The organism is Flavobacterium sp. HJJ (genome assembly GCF_015351475.1).
GTDB classification, from domain to species: domain Bacteria; phylum Bacteroidota; class Bacteroidia; order Flavobacteriales; family Flavobacteriaceae; genus Flavobacterium; species Flavobacterium marginilacus.
Map to the genome: position 1 here is coordinate 83,697 of NZ_JADKPR010000006.1, position 20,359 is coordinate 104,055.

The 20,359-nt window shown below is 34.0% G+C and carries 17 protein-coding genes; 4 read left to right on the top strand and 13 right to left on the bottom strand.

Going from position 1 to position 20,359, the window contains the following annotated elements:
- Nucleotides 1–76: 76 nt before the first annotated feature.
- Complete coding sequence (locus IRZ80_RS06695) at nucleotides 77–574, bottom strand: hypothetical protein (RefSeq protein WP_194640779.1); 498 nt, start codon at nucleotides 572–574, stop codon at nucleotides 77–79.
- A gap of 285 nt (nucleotides 575–859) precedes the next feature.
- Between IRZ80_RS06695 and trhA the strand changes: the two genes are divergently transcribed.
- From trhA to IRZ80_RS06710, 3 genes are all read left to right on the top strand, one after another.
- A complete protein-coding gene (gene trhA, locus IRZ80_RS06700) occupies nucleotides 860–1,492 on the top strand; it encodes a PAQR family membrane homeostasis protein TrhA (RefSeq protein WP_194640780.1) in 633 nt (210 codons plus the stop codon).
- A gap of 214 nt (nucleotides 1,493–1,706) precedes the next feature.
- Nucleotides 1,707–3,116 carry a peptidoglycan endopeptidase gene (locus IRZ80_RS06705; RefSeq protein ID WP_228520826.1) on the top strand — a complete coding sequence of 470 codons (1,410 nt, stop codon included), beginning with the start codon at nucleotides 1,707–1,709 and terminating at the stop codon, nucleotides 3,114–3,116.
- Nucleotides 3,117–3,456: 340 nt separating this feature from the next.
- Nucleotides 3,457–4,866: an APC family permease gene (locus IRZ80_RS06710; protein WP_194640781.1), complete on the top strand. Its 1,410-nt coding sequence runs from the start codon at nucleotides 3,457–3,459 to the stop codon at nucleotides 4,864–4,866.
- Between the two features lie 224 nt (nucleotides 4,867–5,090).
- Here the strand turns inward: IRZ80_RS06710 and ald are convergent, their stop codons facing one another.
- On the bottom strand, nucleotides 5,091–6,215 hold the full coding sequence (gene ald, locus IRZ80_RS06715) for an alanine dehydrogenase (protein ID WP_194640782.1): 1,125 nt from the start codon (nucleotides 6,213–6,215) through the stop codon (nucleotides 5,091–5,093).
- A 211-nt stretch (nucleotides 6,216–6,426) separates the two neighbouring features.
- Here ald and IRZ80_RS06720 point away from each other — a divergent pair, with 211 nt between their 5' ends.
- Nucleotides 6,427–6,885 carry an Lrp/AsnC family transcriptional regulator gene (locus IRZ80_RS06720; protein WP_115813425.1) on the top strand — a complete coding sequence of 153 codons (459 nt, stop codon included), beginning with the start codon at nucleotides 6,427–6,429 and terminating at the stop codon, nucleotides 6,883–6,885.
- A 57-nt stretch (nucleotides 6,886–6,942) separates the two neighbouring features.
- On the opposite strand, the gene IRZ80_RS06725 is transcribed toward IRZ80_RS06720, so the two are convergent.
- The 11 genes from IRZ80_RS06725 to IRZ80_RS06775 form a co-directional block, all read right to left on the bottom strand.
- Nucleotides 6,943–7,332 carry a DUF1801 domain-containing protein gene (locus IRZ80_RS06725; protein ID WP_194640783.1) on the bottom strand — a complete coding sequence of 130 codons (390 nt, stop codon included), beginning with the start codon at nucleotides 7,330–7,332 and terminating at the stop codon, nucleotides 6,943–6,945.
- Between the two features lie 320 nt (nucleotides 7,333–7,652).
- A complete protein-coding gene (locus IRZ80_RS06730) occupies nucleotides 7,653–9,422 on the bottom strand; it encodes a DUF885 domain-containing protein (protein ID WP_194640784.1) in 1,770 nt (589 codons plus the stop codon).
- Nucleotides 9,423–9,459: 37 nt separating this feature from the next.
- Entirely contained in the window at nucleotides 9,460–10,773 is a 1,314-nt protein-coding gene (locus IRZ80_RS06735) for an amidohydrolase family protein (RefSeq protein ID WP_194640785.1), read from the bottom strand.
- A 4-nt stretch (nucleotides 10,774–10,777) separates the two neighbouring features.
- Nucleotides 10,778–13,774, bottom strand: coding sequence for an amidohydrolase family protein (locus tag IRZ80_RS06740; protein WP_194640786.1), 2,997 nt, complete (start codon nucleotides 13,772–13,774; stop codon nucleotides 10,778–10,780).
- Between the two features lie 795 nt (nucleotides 13,775–14,569).
- Nucleotides 14,570–14,932: a transcriptional regulator gene (locus IRZ80_RS06745; protein WP_194640787.1), complete on the bottom strand. Its 363-nt coding sequence runs from the start codon at nucleotides 14,930–14,932 to the stop codon at nucleotides 14,570–14,572.
- A 381-nt stretch (nucleotides 14,933–15,313) separates the two neighbouring features.
- Nucleotides 15,314–15,814, bottom strand: a complete 501-nt coding sequence (locus IRZ80_RS06750; RefSeq protein ID WP_194640788.1) for a hypothetical protein — start codon at nucleotides 15,812–15,814, stop codon at nucleotides 15,314–15,316.
- Nucleotides 15,815–16,077: 263 nt separating this feature from the next.
- Entirely contained in the window at nucleotides 16,078–16,527 is a 450-nt protein-coding gene (locus IRZ80_RS06755) for a hypothetical protein (RefSeq protein WP_194640789.1), read from the bottom strand.
- Nucleotides 16,528–16,961: 434 nt separating this feature from the next.
- A complete protein-coding gene (locus IRZ80_RS06760; RefSeq protein WP_194640790.1) occupies nucleotides 16,962–17,666 on the bottom strand; it encodes a DUF4386 domain-containing protein in 705 nt (234 codons plus the stop codon).
- Nucleotides 17,667–17,850: 184 nt separating this feature from the next.
- Nucleotides 17,851–18,420 (bottom strand): hypothetical protein, encoded by a 570-nt coding sequence (locus IRZ80_RS06765; RefSeq protein WP_194640791.1) that lies wholly within the window; start codon nucleotides 18,418–18,420, stop codon nucleotides 17,851–17,853.
- 173 nt (nucleotides 18,421–18,593) lie between these two features.
- Entirely contained in the window at nucleotides 18,594–19,034 is a 441-nt protein-coding gene (locus tag IRZ80_RS06770) for a hypothetical protein (protein ID WP_194640792.1), read from the bottom strand.
- A gap of 221 nt (nucleotides 19,035–19,255) precedes the next feature.
- Entirely contained in the window at nucleotides 19,256–20,122 is an 867-nt protein-coding gene (locus IRZ80_RS06775; RefSeq protein ID WP_194640793.1) for a DUF2971 domain-containing protein, read from the bottom strand.
- Nucleotides 20,123–20,359: the final 237 nt, after the last annotated feature.

Sequence of the window (20,359 nt, forward strand, 5' to 3'; positions counted from 1 at the left end):
AAAAAAGAACGGCAAAAAAATCGCCTCTTTTATTTCAAAAGAGGCGATTGCGGTTATTTTTAAGCAAATTGTTTTGCTACACCGCAGGTAGTACGGGCGGTACCGTAACGGCATTTCCGCCGCTGGTTGCAAAACGTTTTTTGAGTTGATCGACGATGCTGTCTGCTCCCTGAACTCCGGCATCGGCTGCTGATCCAAAGGATTTGTACAGCGCCAGTGCTACACTGTAGGCCTCACTGCCTGCCAGCATTTTGGTGTCTTCGATGCGCTCACAAAGCTGGTTGGCCAAGCCCGAGATTTCATCCAGTTGTGTAAATAGCGTAAAATCATTTTGCATATTCGCCACCGAAAGATAAGACGGAACAAGTGTTGGGTTGTTTACTGCCGCATTAATGGCATCTTCGGTAAACGCTTTGTTGGCGACATCAACAGTGTTTAGTGATTTTCTTTCGTCGGCGGTTAAACCCACCAGAAACGGAAGATTGGTTAGAATAGTTTGGAAAGCGGCTTTGACTGCCGTTACCTGTGCTGCCGTAGCAGTGGCGTTTACGCGATTGTTAAGCAAATTTGACATAAAATAGTTTTTTAATGGTTATTGTACTAATAGTTTACAAAATCAAATCTAAACTATTCTTACTTTTTCAAATAGTTTTTTTCTGTCAATTTTTGTATATTTTGTTAAATGTGTAAGTAAAAAGTTATGTATATGAACAAGTTGATGGAATTTTATGGAAATACTGTTGCCGACTCGACAGAGGAGTTATCTGAGAACTAAATGGTAAAGCTTAAACTTCGGTATGCTTGAAATTAAATGATGAAATCGTATCTTTATTGAAATTAAAAGTGTAAAAGAAATACGATGTCAACCAGAATCCAAACCCGCAAAGAAGAATTAGCTAACGGAATTTCACACATTCTGGGGATACTATTTTGTTTAACAGGAATGCCTTTGCTTATTGCAAAAGCGTCTGAACACCACAATTTAATAACAGAATCGTCAGTTATAGTTTTCGGAATAGGAATGATGCTTGTGTATTTGTTTTCATCTTTGTATCATTTAGTACAAAAACAAAAATCGAAACAGTTGTTTAAAATAGCCGATCATATCAGTATTTACTATCTGATTGCAGGTACTTACTCGCCACTCATGGTTATTTATCTGAATAAGGAAACGGCGCTGCTATTTTTAGGAACAATGTGGTCGATAGTCTTGTTGGGGACATTTTTTAAGATTTTTTACATTGACCGTTTTAAGTTTATTTCTGTTGCATTGTATTTAATGATGGGCTGGATGATTGTTTTTGTTATAAAACCGTTATGGGGCGTAATTCCATTTTCGGTATTTATGTGGATTCTTGCAGGCGGATTGAGTTATACTGTGGGGGTGTTTTTTTATATCAAAGGGGACAAAAATTATTTTCACACTATTTGGCATTTCTTCGTGCTCATGGGGACAATATTTCATTACGCAGCGATTTTAGAAAGTTTATGAAAAGGTTAAAGTGTTTAATTTTGTGTTAATATTAACGATAAAAGGCTGATATTTTTATTTTTTTTAAGAATTTTAGCCTGTTTTTAGTTTTTGTTTCTGTTTAATAAGTTATATTTGTAATTCTTCAAAAAAAAGTTGAAAACCAGACACACAAATAGTATAACCCCCTCAAAAAATGTGTGTATTGTTGAAAATGAGGAATAAATAAAGAACGATGAAGTACTTAAGATTAATTGTTACAGCCTTTTTTTTATGCAGTATAAGCGTTTTTTCACAAGATAATAACATTCAGCATTCTATAGTAAAAGGGGAAACAATTTCTAGTATTGCTCAAAAATACAATGTTTCGATTGCTTCAATTTATAAGTTAAATCCCAAAGCTAAAAAAACACTGCATCTCAATCAGGTATTACTGATTCCAAATTCTGAATCGAAAAAAGAGAATGATCAGACAGTTTCCGATGCTGAAAAAACAACTCAGATTACTCATCAGGTACAGTCTAAAGAAACATTATACGGAATTACAAAACAATTTAAAACTACAACTGAGCTGCTCTACAAAGCAAATCCTAAATTAGAAACAGAAGGATTGAAAATAGGACAGACTATTAATATTCCATCAAATTTAACCAAGAAAGAAATAGCTGATTTGTCTAATTCAAAGACAGAAGAAACAGCTGAAAATACGGAATCTTTAACGCATATAGTGAAACCAAAAGAATCTTTGTATGCAATCGCAAAGAAGTACGGTATAACCTTGAAAGAACTGCAGAATGCCAATCCTAAAATAGGGAAGAAGGGCTTAAGTCTAGGTCAGGTAATTATGATTCCTAGTAATGGAAAATCGGCATCAAAAGAGTTAGCTGTAAAAGAAACTAAGTCTGAAACAGAAACACTTCCGGTTGCAGCGGCAGAAAAAAAAGAAATTGTTCCAGCTGAAAATAAAAATAAGGAGAAGAATACAATTGAAGAATCTCAAGTTCCAACTTCTGAAATCATTCATGAAGTTTTGACTAAAGAAACTAAATATGGAATTGCAAAAAAATATGGCATAACCGTAGCAGCATTAGAAAAACAGAATCCTGCCATTAAGCAAAAATTAGAAGTTGGTGCAAAATTAAGTATTCAGGTTCCTAATAACGCTGTCGAGAATCAAATAAAAAAAGAAGATGGAACTGCTTTAGTTCAATCTGAAAAACAAGCTGACACTACAACTACAGGGCTGACTATTGCAAATGAAGATCTGATTGCTCAAATCATTCAGTCAGCATCAGATAAGATAGGAACCAGATATAGAAGCGGAGGGACTACAACTGCAGGATTCGATTGTTCAGGTTTCATGTATTCTACTTTTGGTGCATTTGATATAAAACTGCCAAGATCTTCCATTGAACAATCTGCAATTGGTGAAAAGATTGATGATGAAAATGCACAGAAAGGAGATCTGATTTTCTTTAAAACGAATGGAAGACGACATATTAATCATGTGGGGATGGTTATAGAAGTTAATGAAGATGAAATAAAATTTATCCATTCTTCGACACATTCAGGAGTAATTATTTCTTCTACAAAAGAGCCGTATTATCACCGTAATTTTGCACAGGTGAACCGGATACTTAAATAGCTTTTAAAAATAAATTTATCAAAACTCTTAAGGAAACTTAAGGGTTTTTTGTTTTTAGGATTTAATCTTTTTCTGAGTATAGATCACGGCATTCGCATTTAAAAAAAGATAAACACGAATTTCACCAATTAACACTAATTCTTATCAAAATTGAAATCAAATTTTACAACTTTTTACAGTTTCGAATATTTTGTGTAATTAAACAGCAATCTTAATTTGTGCAGATTAGTGTAATTCGTGTCAGAAACTTTTAAAAGCGAATGCCCTGAGTATAGATACTAGTATTAGCCATTTTCAAAAAAAAGTATATCTTTAGCCAACCAAAAAATAAACCAAAAAAATGGAAGAAAACAAACCAGGAGAATTTAAAAGAGAACTCGGATTATTAGACGGAACTATGCTTGTCGTAGGGTCGATGATAGGTTCTGGGATATTTATTGTGAGTGCAGATATCGCAAGACAAGTTGGATCTGCGGGCTGGTTAATACTGATATGGCTTATTTCGGGCTTAATTACGATGATCGCTGCTGTTAGTTACGGAGAATTGAGTGCTATGTTTCCTAATGCTGGAGGGCAGTATGTTTACCTAAAAGAAGCTTACAATAAGTTAATCGCTTTTCTCTACGGCTGGAGTTTCTTTGCTGTAATTCAAACTGGAACTATTGCTGCTGTAGGTGTTGGGTTTTCTAAATTTTCAGCTTATTTATATCCGCCTTTAAGTGATGAAAATGTTTTGTATGAGCTGGGTGCTTTCAAACTGAATGCAGCACAAATCGTTTCGATAATAACCATTGTTTTGTTGACTTATGTAAATAGCCGCGGGGTGAAAAACAGCAAAATTCTTCAGACGGTTTTGACGATAATTAAAATTTTATCATTGTTTGGATTAATCATCTTCGGATTTATTTTGGCTGCCAAATCGGATATTTGGAATGCTAACTGGGCTGATACATGGGGTTCAAGAGCTTTTGATGCTGACAGTGAATCTTGGAGTTCTATTGGCGGAACAGCTTTGCTGACTGGAATTTCGGCAGCAATGGTTGGTTCTTTATTTTCAAGTGATGCTTGGGTGGGAGTAACTTTTATTGCAGGAGAAATTAAAAATCCAAAACGCAATGTTGGCTTAAGTTTGTTTTTAGGGACATTGATTGTAACTATTATTTACATATTGACGAATTTGATGTATCTGGCAGTTATTCCAATGCAGGAAATTGCCACAGCAAAATCTGACAGAGTTGCGGTCGTTGCTTCTCAATATACTTTTGGGGATATGGGGACAATTATAATTGCCCTGATGATTATGATTTCGACTTTTGCGTGTAATAACGGACTGATTATGGCAGGAGCCAGAGTGTATTACACAATGGCTAAAGATGGTTTGTTTTTAAAGAAAGCAGCCAATCTTAATGAGGCAAGCGTTCCAGCATGGGCTTTATGGGTGCAGTGTGTATGGGCATCGGTATTATGTTTGACTGGAAAATATGGTGATCTGCTTGATTTTGTAATTATCATCGTATTGATTTTTTACATACTTACAATTTACGGAATCTTTATTCTCAGAAAGAAAATGCCGGAGGCTGAAAGACCCTACAAAGCTTTTGGATATCCATTTTTACCGCTTGTATATATAGTTGTTGCTATTGCAATCTGTATCGGATTACTGCTTACTAAATTTTCTACCTGCGGATGGGGAGTATTGATTATGCTGACAGGTATTCCAGTGTATTATTTGACTAAACCTAAGGAATAGTATTCAGGTTTCAGAGAATAGATTGCTGTTTTTTATGATATAGGAATCCGTCTCTAGTGGCGGATTTTTTTGTTTTTGACTGTTTTTGCTGTTTCTTTTTACTATTTGTAAATTGCTGAATAAGTCTAATGTTTTCTGCTTCAAATTATAATCAGACTAAAAACAGAAAACCCGTTTTGTTCTTCAAAACGGGTTTTTCCTGCGTAGTAAGCACTTATTTAATATTAACAAACTGCGTTTTCTAATACTAACTCTTCATTAAAAGGAAGATTCCAAGCTTCGGCAACTCCTTTATAAAGGATTTTTCCGTTGGCAATGTTTAATCCTTTTTTTAGTTCTTCGTTTTCAGCACAGGCTTTCTGCCATCCTTTGTTTGCCAATTGTACAGCATAGGGCAAAGTAGCATTAGTAAGTGCAAGTGTCGAAGTATAAGGAACTGCGCCTGGCATATTTGCCACGCAGTAATGTACAATATCGTCAATAATGAAAGTTGGGTTTTCGTGAGTGGTAGGGGAGCACGTTTCAATACATCCTCCTTGATCCACGGCTACATCAACAAGAACGGTTCCCGGACGCATAGATTTTAGCATGTCGCGTTTAATTAAATGCGGTGCTTTTGCACCAGGAATCAATACAGCTCCAATGATTAAATCAGTATCTGTAATTGCTTTTTTAATGTTATAACTGTTAGACATTATAGTCGTAACATTAGCAGGCATAATATCATCTAATTGACGTAAACGAGGTAAGCTTATATCCATAATAGTGACTTGAGCTCCTAAACCTGCGGCCATCTTTGCAGCTTGAGTTCCTACTATACCTCCGCCTAGTACTAATACTTTTGCCGGAGGAACACCTGGAACACCGCCAAGAAGAATTCCTCTTCCTTTCAATGGTTTTTCAAGGTATTTTGCGCCTTCCTGAATAGACATGCGTCCTGCAACTTCAGACATTGGAACTAATAACGGCAAACTGCGGTCTGTTTTTTCAACAGTTTCATATGCCAGACAGATGGCCTGACGCTCAATCATTGCGTGAGTTAGCGGTTCTGATGATGCAAAGTGGAAGTATGTGAAAAGTAACTGGTCTTTTTTGATAAGAGGATATTCTGAAGCGATTGGCTCTTTTACTTTGATAATCATTTCGGCTATTGCATAAACCTCTTCAATCGTCGGTAAAATGACAGCACCTGCAGCAGTATATTCTTCATCGGCAAAACCGCTTCCTTCGCCTGCGGCTGCCTGAACATAAACGCTATGTCCGTTATTTATCATTTCAGCAGCACCTGCTGGAGTTAGGGCAACTCGATTTTCATTATTCTTAATTTCTTTAGGAACACCGATTATCATAACTTATGTTTTAAGTGGTTGATTTAATATTACATTACAAATTTAGGAGATAAAGAAAAATTTTGTTTAATGGATATTAAAATAAGAAAATATTATTTTTATTTAGTATTTTAGCATGAAATAATTCTTTATTTGATAGTTTTATGAATATTAAAAAGAAAATTTATCGGATTATTTTGTTATAAATTAATTTATAAAATTTGTTTTTGTTATGATTTTAGATGAAAATGACAGAAAAATACTTCGTCTCCTGCAGGAAGATGCACATTTGACATTAAAAGACATTTCGAATCAAATAAATCTTTCGCTCACCCCAGTTCATGACAGAGTTAAACGTCTTGAAAAAGAGGGTGTTATTGAACGTTATGTATCTATATTGAACAAGAAAAAACTAGGTAAAAACCTCACTGTTTATTGCCAGGTGACTTTGGTGAAACAGACGTTTGATATTTCGGATAGTTTTAATCGTGCAATATTAGATTTACCTGAGGTTGTTGAATGTAATTTTGTTTCGGGTAGTTTTGATTATATGCTCAAAATTGTGCTGCCAGACATGGAAAGTTATCATCATTTTCATCAGATGAAATTATCCATTTTGCCGGAAGTATCTTTGATAAACAGTTTTTTTATTATTTCAGAAGTGAAGAGTACAACGGTTTTGCCAATATGAAAAGTATCAATAGGAATGTCTTTTGGGATTTTAGAAAATCTTTTTGAGTTAGTTTTTTTATTTTAACCTTTCCAGATGTCCTTTACGTTTTATAATGTTTTTATAATCCCATTGAATTTCTCTTGATTTTTTCAGCCAGCGGGACAGATCATCTAAATTAACCTGGTCTGCGGAAGTATAGCGGATATCAGCAGCCTTAAATTTTCCTTCTTTTTGAAGTTTTTCTTCTTCAAAAGTATCACCGCTCCAAAATAAAAGCCGTAAGCTGTCTTTGAGTTTGCCGTAGCCTACAATTGGATTTCCGTCGATGAACCAAACTGGGATGGCATGCCAGATTTTATTTTCGGCTTCGGTTAGTTCGCTGTCAATAGCAGTGGCAATCAGGTCACAAATTGCTTTGTCAGTTTCAGTTTGTTTGTCGTTATATTCTTTAGTATCCTTATTCATTTTTAGAGTACAATTTATTTGGACATGCTATTTTTTCACTAGTTGGGAGAAATGGAAATTCTGACTGCATATTATTCTAATCTTTGTTTCGATTATTCAAATATAATAAAAAAAATGTTTTGGAATATTGAATTATATGTATTTGATAATGTGGTATATATGTAAATTGTTTTGCGATAATTTTACTGGTTTATTGTGGGGTATTGTTTAACAGGAAGACTGTTTTTTGATTGCAGATGCAACTGAAATAAAAATAAACCTCGCTCTAAATATTTAAAGCGAGGTCATTTTGTGTAATTGTCTAAATGTTTATTTAATAACTATTTTAACATTCGTTCACGAATATATTTTACAGGAGAACTGCCAAAACTTAGGAATGTCTCATGAAAATCTTTTAAGCTGTATTTATTGCCCATTTTCTTTTGATAATCATCTCTAAGCTGTTGAATGGCTGTAGAACCACTATAGTAAGAGCAAAGCTGCACCTGAGAAACCGTAGCACGATGATATTTTTCCTCAACCTGCTGCTCGGTTTGAAAACATTCTTTTGATAACAGTTTTACGATATCTTCTTTTGATTTGTTTAAACATTGAATATCATAATCGATGATAACGTTACCCAATTCTCGAAGTTTCCAGACTCCCAATGCTAATTCAATTTCTGGCTGATGATTACCCCAGCCTTCATCAATCATCATTGTTTCACAATATACTGCCCAACCTTCAATCATAGCACCATTTTGGAAAACAGAACGTAATACATCTGGAGATTTTTTGTTATTGTAAATTCCCTGTAAGCAATGTCCTGGAACCGCTTCATGTATGGATAATATCTGCGAAGAGTAGGAATTGGTTTCGCGCAAAGCACTTTCGGCCTTTGCTGGAGTATATTGAGTCAGGTCGTCTATATTGTAATATGTTGTTCCTTTTTTTTGATAAGGAGGAATAAATTCAGCATTAGCCAAAGCAAAACCTCTGGCATATTCTGGCATGTATCTCACCTTGATTGGAGGAGAAACAGTATCAAAGTCGAATAATTTTTTTTCAATGATAAACTTTTTCAATTGAGTTACTTGGTCTTTCAGTGATTTATAAAAATTAGCAGGAGTAGGATGGTTAAGCTGCATTTTGCTCAAAACCATCCTGATTACTTCTAAACTGTCTTTTGGTTTGGTTTGAGCTGGATAATATTTTGTCCATACTTTACTTGCAGTAACATACATTTTGTTATGATAGAATTTTTTGGCAGCAATCGCTTTTGCATAAATCTGTTCTGGAGTAAAATCAGTTGCTAAATCGTATTTGAATTTTTCAGCAAACAGTTTTTTACCGATGCGGTAATCTTTGAATTTAAAATTTTTATCAGCACCTATTTTTTCCAAACCGCTCATATAACCTTTCATTGCAGTGGTTGCTTTAATGATGTTTTTTTGCAAACTTTCTTTTTCGGTTACAGTCAAATGGGAAGCTGCAATAGAATCTGTGAGTGATTTGCCAAATACTCCTAATCCGCCTTTGTTTTGGCTGACAGCCATTTCCAAATGTTCTTTGGTTGGTTGTTTTAAATTCTCTAAGGCAGCTTTGTAGAAAGCATCAGAGTTTTCCAGATACTTGGTTAGTATTCTCAATCGCTCATCTAGTGATGCATACGGCTGGTTAATGATGTAATCACAAGAGCCGCTGATATTATAGACAGAAGCATCCCATTCCTGTTGTTTAAAAACGGTAGTGTACCAAATATCGCTTTCCAATTGATTCTTGATGATATTACTGCTGATTTTATTATTATCGCTCAGCTGATTATAGTCCAAAGAAGCTAAATCGGCTAACCATTTTTTTGAGAAAGAAACATTATCTGCAAAAGTGGCAGCATTAGGCACCACCAATTTGTCATAATATTTGCCATAACCTACACCTATAGAGCCTGAAGGATATTGTTTCCAATAAGCATCTAAAAAATCAGTTTCAAAAGCCGTAAAGTTCTTATCTGTCGTATTACCGTTATTTTCTTTTTTATTCGAATTGCAGCTGACTAGAGTACTGGCTATACCCAGCATAATAAGAATAAGTTTGGTGAATTTTATTTTCATAAATGTCGTTGTTTAATTAATGTATTTTAGAATTCAATTACAGTTGATTGTATTTTCCTTTGAATTTTTTGTTTAAAGCACTTTGATGTGTCTCTAAACTGATTGCTCTCCCTTGAATAAATGCTTGCGTCAATTTATTGGTTCTCATATCCAAAGCATCACCTTCTGAAATAAATAAAGTAGCATCTTTACCCAATTCCAATGTTCCGCATAAAGTATCAATTCCTAAAATTTTTGCGGTATTGGATGTTATTAACTCTAAAGCTGTTTCTTTATCCAAACCGTAGGCGGCACAAGTACCGGCAAGAAAAGGTAAATTTCGGGTATTCATTCTTTCGTGATCACCACTATTTTCCAAGCCAACCAAAATTCCTTTGTCTGTTAATATTTTTGCCAATTTATAAGGCAGATCAATATCATTATCAGCTTTCTCAGGCATATCATGTACACGTCTTAAAAGAACACTAATATTGTTTTTTTGAAGTAAATCACTGGTTTTATAAGCTTCATAGCCGCCTACAATAACCATTTTGGGAATTCCATTGCTTTTTGCTAATTGAACTGCATCAATAATTTGTTTTTCTTCATCTGCATGGATATATAATGTCTGAGATCCATTAAATAAGCCCTTTGCAGCCTCTAAAATCTGATTTTTCTCTTTGGGTGTATCTAAAGAATATGCTTTTGAATTGGATAAAAACGAATTAATTTCTTGTATTTGATTTTTATAATCTTTGTTAGGTTCACTAACTCCAGGCTCAAACCAGCTGCCGCTTTTTTTGTAACTGGCTGGGAACTCAAGGTGTATTCCGTCATTTTCTTTTAGTATGGCATCTCTCCAGCTCCAGGCATCCAGCTGAACAATAGATGAAGTACCGGATATGCGTCCGCCTCTTGGGGTAATCTGAGCTAATAATATTCCATTTGGACGAACAGTCTCAATCACTTTTGATTCGGAATTATAAGCGATAATACTTCTCACATGAGGATTAAACTGGCCAATTTCATCTTCATCATCGGATGATTTCACGGCATCAATTTCTACTAGTCCCAGAGTGGAGTTTGGAGCAATAAATCCTGGATAAACGTGTTTTCCGCTGGCATCAATAGTAGTGTCATAAGCGTCTTTTGCTATGCGTATGGCAGTAGCATCAGCAACTAAAATAAGTTTTCCGTCTTTAAATCCAATTGCACTGTTTTCTATGACTTTTCCATTACCTAAATGGGCGGTGGCATTGAGTATTAATATGGATTTTGTTTGTTTTGGTGCTGGTATCTGTTGTGCTTTTGTAGTTATTGATAAAAGAAATACCAATAATACGGTCACTTTATAGGTGTGTTTTATTTTCATGTTTTTATTGTTCTAATGTATCACAATCGTATAATTTTTTGTCTGTCTTTTTTGGCTCTTGAGTGATCATTCCTTTGTTTTTTTCCAATAGCAGTTGTGCAATTAATTCATTTCTCTCATTGGAATTTGCGATACGTTGAGCCTCGTCTTTTTGCAGATCATAATAAACTGCACCTTCGATGATTGTTTTTTCTGCTTTGGCATAAATAGAAAGAGGATTGTTGTTCCATAATACAACATCGGCATCCTTGCCAACTTTGATACTTCCTATTTTGTCATCTAGATGCAATAATTTAGCTGGATTCAAAGTGACGAATTTCCAAGCTTCTTCTTCGGAAATATTACCATATTTAACGGCTTTGGCCGCTTCCTGATTCAATCGTCTTGACATTTCAGCATCATCCGAGTTGTAGGCTACAACTATTCCCTGATTGTGAAGAATTGGTCCATTATAAGGAATAGCATCGTTTACTTCAAATTTATATGCCCACCAGTCGGCAAATGTAGAGGCTCCTACGCCGTGTTCTTTCATTTTATCGGCAACTTTATAGCCTTCCAGAATATGAGTGAACGTATTTATCCTAAAATCGAATTTCTCTGCTGTCTGCATCAGCATTAAAATCTCAGATTGAACATAGGAATGACAGGTAACAAAACGTTCCTTATTTAGGATTTCGACTAGGGTTTGCATTTCTAAGTCAACTCTAGGTGCTTTGTTTTTATCTTTTTTGGAGCTTGCATTGTAATTTTTCCATGCAGCTTCATATTCTCTGGCTCTTTGAAAATAATCTGTAAAAACCTGTTCTACACCCATCCTGGATTGAGGAAATCTTGTTGGATTGTCTATTCCCCAATTTGATTGTTTTACATTTTCTCCCAAAGCAAATTTGATAAATTTAGGCTGGTCTTTGTACAGCATTTCATCTGCGGATAATCCCCATTTCCATTTTACAATAGCGGAACGGCCTCCAATAGGATTTGCTGAACCGTGCAATAATTGGGAAGTAGTAACGCCTCCGGCTAAATCTCTATAAATATTTATATCTTCAGAGTTTACTACATCCTGAATGGTCACTTCGGCAGTAGCGTTCTGTCCTGCCTCATTTACACCCGAAGAAATGGCAATATGCGAGTGTTCATCAATAATACCTGAGGTTAAATGTTTGCCTTTTGAGTCAATCGTAGCTGCAGAAGCATCAGATAAATTCTTTCCTATAGCGGCTATTTTTCCATTCTTTATTAAAACATCAGTTTCTTCAAGAATTCCTTCTTTTTCATTGGTCCAAACTGTGGCGTTTTTGAATAATAATGTCTGTTGTGTTGGTTTTTGTACATTTCCAAAGACAGTGTTTGGATACGTTACCGGAATAATATGATTTGGTTTGTCCACTTTTGCAGAATCCTTTTTAATAACAAAAGGAGACGTTTTTACCGCAGACCAAGTACTTTCATTCCCGTCGGCCATGATTGCTTTTCCAGAAAGTGCAGCAGTATTCTCGATAAATCCGGTTAATCGGGTAAAATTTGGATTGACCGTATCTTTTGATTTTATTAAAGCTGTTATCCAGTTGTCTGCAACTGTGAGTTTCGTACTTACTTTCTTAGCATCAGTAGTTGTGATTTCAGTTTTTGGATCAGCCAGTTCTCCTTCAACTTTCATTTTGTATTTTTCATTGGCAATGGTCAGGTCATAATTGCCGCGGATGTCATTTGGAATAATTTCGGTTACAGTATATCTGGTGCCCTGTACCCAGTTTTCGTGAATAATAGTTTTCTCATCAAATACTTCGCCTGAGGTGATAATGAAATTGGCCTGGCTTCCATTTTTTAAACTCCCTATCTCATCGCTTTTTCCTAAAAGGGAAGCAGGAATAGTTGTTAAGGATTCTAATGCTTTGGTTTTGTCCAAACCATATTTTATTGCTTTTAGTAAGTTGGGTCTAAAATCGTCTGTTTTTTTTAATTTGTCTGTGGTTATGGTAAATACAATACCATTATCTGATAATGTTTTTAGGTTTGTAGGGGCCTGATTCCAAAAGCGGAAATCGTATAATTCCATCTGGCTGGCCAGATAAGGATTGGATACATCATAAGCTTCAGGGAAATTAATTGGAATAATGAATTTAGAGCCTGTTTTTTTGATTTCGTCAATTCTTTCAAACTCATTTCCGGCTCCTTTTAAAATGTAATTGATGCCAAATTCTTTTCCGATTTTTGCAGCGCGAAGACTGTTTAATTTGTCTCCGGCATCAAAAATCTGAACCAGTTTTTGATTTTCAATCATAGCTTCAAGCGATATATCTTTGGTGGCTGAATTGCCATTTTTATACCAATTCATATCCAGATACATCTGACGAAGTAATGCCATACTTCCCATTAATGAAGTTGGATAGGCCTGGTTTGTTAATGCACTTTTTGTAAAAGCAAGCTGGTTGCTTATTTTGCCGGACAGTACACGGTTAGTGCTTACAGTACTGTTCAAAGCGATTAAAGCTCCAGATCCCTGGGCAATACCATCAGGGAAATGGGTGAGTACAACTCCAAAACCTGCTTTCAAAAATTCTTCAGCTTTTGATTGATCGTATTTATATGTTTCATACGCATTTATTTCAGAACGGATACTTTCGTTCCAATAGTACCCCACTCTTTTGGTATTGTACAAAGGACCATCGCTATTGTTAAAATTTCTTTTGGGTTTTTCGATACCAAAATTTGTGTAAATATCGATAAAGGAAGGGTAAATGAATTTTCCTTTAAGATCAATTACGGTACAGTTTTTTGGGATTGTAAGAGTATTTCCAGTTCCAGCAATCTTTCCGTTCTGAATCAGCAGGGTTCCTTTTTCAATGATTTGAGTAGGGGAGACATAAATTTTGGCATTTGTAAAAGCGGTGTAATTGTTGTTTTTATTTTGTACACTTTCACTGTTTGGGAAATAGTCTTGAGCATGAATTTTGGGTAAAAAAACACTCAAAAATAATAATAGCAGAGTTCTTCTCATTTTGATTTGGTTTATACCAACTAAATTAGAATATTTATTTGATTAATCTTGAAAAAAAGCAGAAGTATTACGTATTTATTTGTGTTTTAACAGTTGTTTGCTGTATTGTAGTGATGATTTAATAATGAAATGGCGTTTTTATTTATTGTACAAAGTGTGCTAAATACTGTAAAAGTTTAATACCATGTATTTTTTTGCCACTGATTACACAGATTCTCACAGATTTCAGTACTATTTTTTTTAAAAATCTGTGTAAATCTTTTTAATCTGTCACGGCATTCGCATTTAAAAAAAGATAAACACGAATTTCACCAATTAACACTAATTCTTATCAAAATTGAAATCAAATTTTACAACTTTTACAGTTTCGAATATTTTGTGTAATTAAATAGCAATCTTAATTCGTGCAAATTAGTGTAATTCGTGTCAGAAACTTTTAAAAGCGAATGCCGTGTTAATCTGTGGCAAATTCGATTTGTTTGGTATTAATTAACGATAGTCATATTATTTTTTACGATTGTCCGCAAATAATACCATGTTTTTTTTTACCGCTTATTACACAGATTATCAAAGATTTCATTACTGTTTTTTTTAAAAATCTGTGTAAATCTTTTTAATCTGTGGCTAATTCAATCTGTTTGTTATTAATTAACGATAGTCATATTATTTTTTAATATTTCCATACTATCTGCCAGCTGTTATCATTGCCTCAGGCTTTATCTACGCTAATATAAAATCATTCCATAGTATTTGTATACATACTCCCGATACGGATTTGACAATATTTATTAGCTATTACTTCATCACTATTTTTTCATAAATCGCCAGCAGCACTTCCATTTTATTTATCAATTCATTTTTTTCGGCTAGCTGTGCTTTGAGCTTCTTTTCGGCTTGGGTTTCAAATGGAATCTGCAGGTATTCACTCATTTGAGCCAGAAAATTATGATTCACCGCTTTACTCAGTTTCCACAAAATGCCCAGTTGCAATGAATCCTGTTTAAAATATTTGTATAAGGTGGTTGGCAATATGTTCATGTCTTTGGCAACCTGCGTTTTGTTCAGTTTATTACTGCTGAGGTGATATTTGATCATATTACCATTGATTGGATAATGCTCTTCGTTAATAGCTTGATATTTTGGTTTGTTTGATGTCATAAGTAAACAAATAGGGGTATTATTATTTTTGTTGTTGTTAGTGGTATTAAGTACTATTATAACTTGCTATATAAACAAGTGTGACTGTTTCTAAAGGATGTTTTAACTTGTTTAATAAACAAGTTATGCTGGTTTCAATGAATGGTATAACTTGTTTTATGAACAAGTTACATTGTTTTTAAAAGCTAATATCACTGGTTTATAATGCAAGTTTTAATAGTTCTAAGGGCTAGTTTAACTTTTTCTTTAAACAGGTTTAACTTGCTTCAAATGTTATTGTGGATGGAAATAAGAACTGTTTTTTTCAATAAATGAGTACGATTGTAGTTATAAAAAAACTTCGTGGGATTCACGAAGTTTTGTGATACTAAGTTTTCAGTTCTATGCTGCAGGTACTGGCTGGCTGGTTGGAGCGGCTCCTTTGTTTCCTTGATTAGCGAATCGCTGTTTCAGCTGATTTACAATAGGATCTGTACCTGCAACACCGGCCTCCGAAGCTGAGCCAAAAAGTTTATACAGCATAAGTGCCGAGGAATAGGCTTCGCTGCCCGCCAAAAGCTGGGTGTCTCCCAGTTTTTCCTGCAATTGATTAACAAGCCCAATGATTTCGTCCAATTGTCCAAACAGTGTTAAGTCGTTTACCATATTTGGCACCGAAATATACGATGGCAATAAGCTGTTATTGTTAACTCCTGCTGCAATGGCATCTTCGGTAAAAGCTTTGTTGTTTACATCTATAGTTGGTAACGCGATGCGTTCCTCGGTAGTTAATCCTACCAAAAAAGGTAAATTGGTATTGATTGTTTGAAGGGCTGTTTTTACAGCTGTAATCTGTGCCGCCGTTGCAGTAATGTTTAAGCGGTTGTTTGTTAAGTTTGACATATTATTTCTGTTAAAATTTAAATACTAATGTAGTAATTATTTACAAAAAAATATGTTTGTGCTAAAAAACTTACTTATATATTATTGAATTTGATTTTTATAAGCCAAAAGAGACTCGTAATAATTGCTAAAGAGAGGTTATTTGTTATAATGACCTGCGCTATTTTGAGGACACGAAATGCAATGCCGCCTATATGTAACGAGAAAATTAATTCATATCCGATCGATCGGATTGTGAACTGCTTTTAGAGGTTCGACTTTTTTTAATTTCCTCTTTTATTTTTTTCGTTAATTCTTTTTTCAATGTTATCCTCAACAATCATAATATCGTCAAATATTTTCCATCCCTTATTGGTTAGAATTGCCTCTATTTCTAGATAATATTTCTCATTATCATTTGAATCGATTAATTCTACTAATATTGCTGAATAACTATTGCCAGTATTATTTTCAGTTTCATAAATTATTTTATTAATTGTAGCAGTATTCCATTTAGGGTTTTTCTTGCCCCTACAATATTCGCCTGCCAAATCTTCATAACGGCCTTCAATGTTTTTTTGTTCCTCTATTTGTGATAATTTTGCCTCTTCATTGAGACTTTTTTTAAATTTAATTTTGCTATAACTTCTTTGTACTTTAATCGCATTTTCATATTCAGATATAGAAGGTACTAGATTGATTAAAGTATTTACGTCAGATTGTTGTAAGGACAATACAACTTTTTTTGCTAATTTATCTCTGTCAAGTTTTTGTCCGTATTAACAATTTATCGATGAAATGTATAGTGGTAATAATAAAAATATTAAAACTGAGTTTTTCATTTGTTTTATTAAATTATTGAGCTTACGAGATTCTAACTAAGTTGACCGCTACGTCAGTCTGTGAATAAACTCAAAAAAAGGCTTTTAGAATTGTCTGTGTGCGAATTTTTTTTCCGACAGGTATCCGAATAGTTTCTCTTTTTGACTTAGTTTTTTCACAGCCTGATGTCTCGCTGCTTCTCATAAGTTGCGAGCCTCGGAACTGCGTATTTTCTGCTAAGATAAGTTTTCTTGCGAAAGATAAACGCGTACGGCTTGCATAAAATTAGCAATAGCGCAAAGGCTGTTAGCAGTTCAAGCTTCTTTATGAGGTCTATTTTTCTAGTTTAATTTTTATTCGATTGTTTATACTTTGAAGTGTCTATGCCTTTTATTAGCAGCCACAAACACAATGACAATTCGCCAATAAAAATTGGTATGGCAAGATATACAAACATTGGATTTTCGAATCCTTTGGAAAGAAACATTGTGAAACTATTAATTAAGTAACACAAACCAGCTATTGCATAAAGCACTCCCAATATTTTGGGCAGTAAATTTGATTTGAAAATTAGAAAACCGATTATCAAACAGTAAAAGCCAAAAAACACTAATCCAATTCCGTAACCTTGTGCTTGAATATTTAAAGATAACAAAGAAAGTGTGGCTAGCTGATTAGGATGGAACGTGTTAAGATAAGTTTCGTTACTTAAAATTAAAAGCGGAGAAATTTGATTTAGAAGATTAACAGCAATAATTGCAGTTTGGATAATTACAAAAGCCAATGCAATTTGTACCAATAATTTATTTACACGTTTGAAAAAATAATAAATGATTAATATGGTTGGTAAACCGACTGCAAAGTTGACAATGTCTGCTGCGAAACCCCAACGAAATAGCATTTCGTGAGTCTGAATGTTTTGAGCAGTAGCCAAAGCATCATTCGGAACTTTTAACGCTTGCCTTACAAACACTTCGGAAAATAATCCTGTTGCAATTACAATTAAATAGCATAAGCCTGCTATACGAGCTAAATTTTTATCTGAAATCATTTTTTTGTCTTAAAAATTGTGTTAGATTCATGAATTTTCCTGCTTCTGCTTAGCCTGACCGCTAACGTTCTGGTATTACAGCGTGTTTGGGGTTAAATTAAGCCTTATTTTCGGATTTGCCAAATCATTAGATACAAGACCATTTTGAAATTATGCCAATTGTTCAAATCTCTTGTAGCAAGTGTTACCTGCTGGCTTTCTTCGTTGTTCCGTCATCGTTTATATATTTAAATTGATGTTCTTGATTAATAATTTTCCCACCTGTTTGCAAAAAACTTCCAAATAATCCTCGCCAATCTTCAATATCATTTTCTTCACTTGTGTCCCAACGAATTTGCCCATACATTTCATTGTCAGTAGTTTTGTCTAACACTACGCCAAATTCACCGTTTGATAAAACTTTTGTTCCCTTTACAAAGTCTCGATTTCTTTTCCACTTGTCAGTTATACGAAAGATATTTTTTCCCAATTCTTCCTCTTTCTGTCCAAATATATCCCATTCTTTTGTCGGTGCAAACCATTCCCAAATCCTTGTGAAGTCTGCTACATTATCTCCCTTTACTTCATATAATTCTTCAGTAAAATCGTTTTTGAATTTCAGAAATTTGTCATCGCTTTTATAATTTTCAATATCTCCCAAAATTCTTTCGGCTTTGTGTAAGTCGTTAAACAACTCAAACAATTCCCATTTTTTCCAATAGTCAAATTTAGAAAGTTTGTCAGGATTTCGCTTTTGAAAAAATCTTTTGAACATAATGTTTCTTTTAAGCTTGCAGGTAACGTTTGGCTAGTAGGCGATGGTCGGGCTTAAGTAAGCGTAATATTTCAGTTAATTACTATTTTTCCAAGTACAAAACTATTTTTAAATTAAGTCTAATTCCCGACTATTGCTTACTAGCGGTTAGCGATAGGTTCTTGTCTGCAGAGTTAACAACCACATTCTCCATAAAACGTCTTTGTGATTGTTTTTCCATTTTTGTCTGTCAATTTAATTGTTCCGCTTTTTAACCATGTTTCGTCACCGCTTTGTTTTCCATCTTTAGATTCAATTGTCATTTCGTAATTCTCGCTTTTATATTTCGCTTTTAAGTTTGATGAATCAATCTCCTTAAAGTCAGTCTGCGAGAATTTTGTCAGAACGCCATTGATTTTTAAAAAAGAAGTCTGAGCGAAATCATTCATATAGATATATTCGCCTTTTTTAAATTCTGTCGAGTCATTAGAAAAATAACAAGAACAGCCATCTATTTCTGGAGGAAAAGTCGAAAACGTATCAATAGTTAAAGTTTTTCTTTCAGATATTTTATTTTCCGCTTGACTTACATTTTTGTTGGAATTATTTTGTCTGCACGCGAATAATGTTAGCATAACTAATATTAGAAATATTGAAAGAGATTTAGTTTTATATGTCATTATTTTTTTTGTTGTGTCGTTCAGCAAACTTATCGCCAACGTCCCCTTGCTACAAGAGGTTTGGGATTAAATTAAGCCTTGTTTTCGGATTTGCCTAAACTTCCCAAATACAAGACCTTTTTTAAATTAAGCCAAATGCCCAAATCTCTTGTAGCAAGTGTTATGTGCAGTTCTTTTTATCTATATGATGCTGTTGAATTTCTTAACTTAACGTTAGGAATTCCTAAAGTCTCTAAATAAACAGCAATTGCTGTCAATCTTGAATCATTTTTGGGTCCCAAAATGACTTCCTTAATAGGATTATCTCCATTTTTATTTATGAAGTTAAAATCTATATATGGAATAGGTAAATTTTTAGCCATTCTAAATTTAACTTCTTGTCCATCATAATCTTCACCAAAATAAGTACCACCTTTATCTACAAGTTTTAAATACGTATTACTTTCTTCAAATGTTAAAATATGTATTAATCTCACTTCTTTTTCCTCTTTAAAGGCTGGGTTTTTAAATGAAGTTAAATCAGCACTTAATAAAGCACATATTTCGAAAAAATCTTTACCATATCTTTCATCTTCTTTAGCTTCGCTTTCAAATTTATATATTTTTCTTAATATATCTATGATTTCTGCAATTTGCTTCTTCTCATCATATAAAACTTTTAAAGGTGTGCTGGGTAAGCCTAAAATATGTCTAGCATCAAATCCAATACAGTAGCCATTACCATCATCTGCATAAGCTCGCCATTGACTTAGGACATCTCCCTCCAACGAAAAACAGCTTGCAAGAAAATTAAAACTTAAGCTTGAACCACTTATAATTTCATCAACTTTGTTTAAGAATTCTTCGGTAACTTCATCAAAAATCTCATTTGCGGCTTTTTGCCATATTTGATATCCCCAATGAATCTCTAAAAAATCATTCATTGAAAATAAATCACTAAATCTAACTGTATTATTTGTGCAAATTGAATGAAAAGTTTCTGCTGAACAATAATGATATATTAAATCATTTTTTCGCGGTCTAAAATATCTTTTTATTAGCATTTATGTCTGGTTTAGGTAGAATTGCACATAACGTTCCCTTGCTACAAGAGGTTTGGGATTAAATTAAGCCTTATTTTCGGATTTGCCTAAACATTCCAAATACAAGACCATTTTTAAATTATGCCAATTGCCCAAATCTCTTGTAGCAAGTGTTAGGCGACGTAACAATATGTGCAAAATTTATCCGCATCGATCTTTTAGAAGTTCCTCTTAATTTTTTTTCTCGTGTTTATAAAC